The 3,455-nt window shown below is 65.6% G+C and carries 4 protein-coding genes; 3 read left to right on the forward strand and 1 reads right to left on the reverse strand.

What is annotated here, in order from left to right:
• The 3 genes from VFL62_RS03565 to VFL62_RS03575 form a co-directional block, all read left to right on the forward strand.
• Positions 1 to 1,169 (forward strand): xanthine dehydrogenase family protein molybdopterin-binding subunit (locus VFL62_RS03565; protein ID WP_325171002.1); only part of this gene is annotated, 1,169 nt, incomplete at its 5' end.
• Positions 1,166 to 1,627 (forward strand): (2Fe-2S)-binding protein, encoded by a 462-nt coding sequence (locus tag VFL62_RS03570; RefSeq protein ID WP_325171003.1) that lies wholly within the window; start codon positions 1,166 to 1,168, stop codon positions 1,625 to 1,627. The genes VFL62_RS03565 and VFL62_RS03570, both read left to right, overlap by 4 nt.
• Before the next feature lies 1 nt (position 1,628).
• The gene (locus VFL62_RS03575; RefSeq protein WP_325171004.1) at positions 1,629 to 2,498 is read left to right on the forward strand and encodes a xanthine dehydrogenase family protein subunit M; all 870 of its coding nucleotides are present in this window, start codon (positions 1,629 to 1,631) and stop codon (positions 2,496 to 2,498) included.
• A gap of 164 nt (positions 2,499 to 2,662) precedes the next feature.
• Here VFL62_RS03575 and VFL62_RS03580 read toward each other — a convergent pair.
• Positions 2,663 to 3,455 (reverse strand): heparin lyase I family protein (locus tag VFL62_RS03580; RefSeq protein WP_325171005.1); only part of this gene is annotated, 793 nt, incomplete at its 5' end.

Raw genomic sequence — 3,455 nt, forward strand, 5'->3', positions numbered from 1 at the left:
GCGGCCATATGCGCGCGCCCGGCGCGCCGCAGGTGGCGTTCGCGGTCGAGAGCCACATCGACATGATGGCGCATGAGATGGGGCTCGATCCGCTCGAGATGCGGCGGCGCAACGCGATCACCGAAGGCGATCTGACGCCGCTCGGTGAAAGGCGACGGCATCTTCGATGCCGAGAAACAATCGAGGCCGGCACCCGCGCCTTCGGCTGGGACAAGCCCAAGCCAGTCGGCGTCGGCCGCGGTGTCTCGATCTACGAGCATCCGCCCGGAAATTTCGGGCGCTCGACCGTGACACTTACGCTGGGCGCGGACGGCCGGATCACGCTGATGCTCGGCTCGCCCGACACAGGAACCGGCTTTCATACGATCGCGGCACAACTCGTCGCTGAGCATTTCGGCGTTTCCGTCGACGAGGTCAATGTCGCGCAGGGCGACACGCTCGTAAGCGGTTTTGAGGCCGGCGCGAGCGGTCAGAGGCTGACGACGACGATCGGGCAAGCGATCGCGGCCGTCGCCGACAAAATGAAGCAGGATCTGGCGGCGCTCGCCGCCGAGCGGCTCAATTGCGCCCCATCCGATATTCGGACGGGCGAGGACGGGTTGTTTTCTGCCTCGGGTGCCGCGATCGACCGGCGCGCGCTCATGGGCTGGGCCGCGGCACGCGGCAAGGCGCCCTTGAGCTGCCAGGGCGAGAACACGCCTGGCGGGCCGAGCGATCGTACGAGCTTCGTTGCGCACTTCGCGGAAGTGGCGGTCGATCGCGAGACCGGGCAGGTGCGGCTCAAGCGCCTTGTCAGCGCGCATGACGTGGGAACGATCGTTAACCCGATCATGCATCAGGGACAGATCGAAGGCGGACTCGTCCAGGCCATCGGCCAAGCGATGAGCGAGCAGATCGTCTTGAAAGACGGCGCGGTGATCACCGCGCATCTTGGCGACTACAAGCTGCCGACGGTCATGGACATCCCGGAGCTCGAAACCGTTTTGTTGCCGGGCGGCGGCGGCGCGGCGCCATTCTCGACCACCTCAATCGGCGAGATGAGCAATGTCGCGCTGCCGGCGGCGATCACCAATGCCGTCTTCGATGCGGTAGGCGTGAGACTCCTCGAACTACCGGTCAGCGCGGAGAAGGTCCTCGAAGGCATGAGCGACAAGGCGAGTGCGGTATGAGAACCATCAAGCTCACGCTCAACGGCACGCCCATCGGCCGCGAGGTGGAAGACAGCCGCCTTCTCATCGAGTTCCTACGCGAGGATCTGAAGCTCACGGGCACCAAGGAGAGTTGCGGCGTCGGCGTGTGCGGCGCCTGCACCGTGTTGCTCGACGGCAAGCCGATCAGCTCTTGCCTCGCGCTCGCGGTTCATGCCGATGGGCGCGCGGTCACGACCATCGAAGGCATTGCCGAGGGCGATCGGTTGCATCCGCTGCAAGAGGCGTTTCTCGCGCATGGCGGATTTCAATGCGGCATCTGCACGCCCGGGCAAATCCTCGCGGCGAAGGCGCTGCTCGACGCCAATGCGCATCCGACGCGGGCGGAGATCCAGCATTGGATGATGGGCAATCTCTGCCGTTGCACCGGCTACTATAAGATCATCGAATCGATCGCGGCCGCGGCTGGGGCCGAATGACGTGATCTCCTTCACCTATCTCGAACCCGCAAGCCTCGACGAGGCGCTGGCGCTCTTGGCGCAGCATGGCGATCAGTCCAAGCTCATCGCCGGCGGCACCGGCCTTATCAATCTCATGAAGCAACGCCTGGTGCGGCCGAGCATCGTAATCGGTCTGCGTGCGCTCGAGGGCTTGGCCGGCATCGAGGAGAAGGGCGAACTCAGGATCGGCGCGCTCGCCACGCTTCAGTCTCTCGCAATGGCCGAGCCTATTCGCTGCTCCGCGCCGCTACTGGCCGAAGCCTGCGGGCACGTCGCGACCGTGCGAATACGATCCATGGCAACCCTCGGCGGCGCGATGGCACAGGCCGATCCCAACCTCGATACGCCGCCCGTTCTCATCGCCCTCGATGCGCAGATCGTCGCGCGCTCTCAGCGCGGCGAGCGCATTATCCCGGTAGACCGGTTTTTCACCGGCTATTACGAAACCTTGCTCGAGCCCGATGAGATCGTGACCGAGATCCCGATCCCGGTACAGCCGGCCGGCAGCGGCACAGCCTTCCTCAAATTCCTGCCGGCAACGCAGGACGATTACGCCACCGTCTCGGTTGCGGCACGGGTCGCACTCGATGGAAACGGCGGCATCGCAGACGCGCGCGTGGCGCTCGGCGCCGCTGCTATGGTCCCGGTACGCGCCACGGCGGTCGAAACCGCACTTGCCGGCCAGAAGGCCGACGAGAAGATTTTCCGCGACGCGGCGGCGTTGGTGGCAGATGCGATTGATCCGATCGCAGATTTCCGCGGCTCGGCCGACTACAAGCGAAAGATGGCCGTGGTCCACGTTCGCCGAGCGCTCGCTGAGGCGGCCACCAAAGCCAAACCCCCGGCCTAGGGTCATAAATATAAGTCGTTACTTTGCCTGGCTTGGGTCGCGGATTGTCGGGGTCGGCACGGATCACAACGCTGGTCACAGCGTTAGCCTGACTTCCGCATTTTGGCGACCAGAATTCGGATACATCAGCCGGGAGCCGCGGCCCGCCCTCGCACGGTCCGCTTTCACCTTCTCAGCCATTTTGAGAGGTTGACGAGAGGCTGACCCGAACACCAGCCGATCGCACCGGCCTCTTTCGTTCGAGCCGGCGGCCCGCTTATCTGCCGAGTGTCTCCTCGCGCGCATGCGCGCGGGAGCGTGGCAGCAGAAGCCGTCACCCCGGCGGCGGACCTCACGCTCCAGTCCGGGTGGCCCGCCGGGTCCGCGTTCCAGAACATGATCTTGTCGAAGTAGATCGTCTGGGTCTCGGCGCGCCAGTCGCGGTAGATGCCGAAACGCGGCTGTGCGTTGACGAACGGCGCGCCGTTGCGACGGGCGCCATAGTCCGGATCGGCCATGGGTCCCTGGTAGGCACCACAGAACGCGCCGTTGAGCCAGATGTCGACGCGGCCGCTGGCGTCATGGGCGGGATTGAGGCGCACCTGCACCGTGGTCCATCTCTCCCGCGGCAGATCGCGCCGGCAGATCTGCGTGCGCGTCACCATCGGCGGCTGGGCGCAGGATGCGCCGGCGGCCACCTGCGCGAAGAAGCGCACGCGCTCCCCGAGCGGCCGCGCCTCGATCTTGAAGAAGGGGCTGGCGTCGCACGACTTTCCGCCCTTGAAGGAATCCTGCTTGATCTGGTGGATGACGGTGCGGCAGAGCTGGCGTCCAGCCGCCGGAACGTCCTGCGGCCAGTCGCCAGCGACCTTGAAGGAGAAGCGGTACCACACAGGCTGGCCAAATTTCACCAGCTCACCGGCGCCAGTCGCGCGGTCGGATCTCACCTGGATCTCCGCCCGCTCGCTGGGCACGATG

It is taken from the genome of Bradyrhizobium sp. (assembly GCF_035701725.1).
Taxonomy (GTDB): Bacteria; Pseudomonadota; Alphaproteobacteria; order Rhizobiales; family Xanthobacteraceae; genus Bradyrhizobium.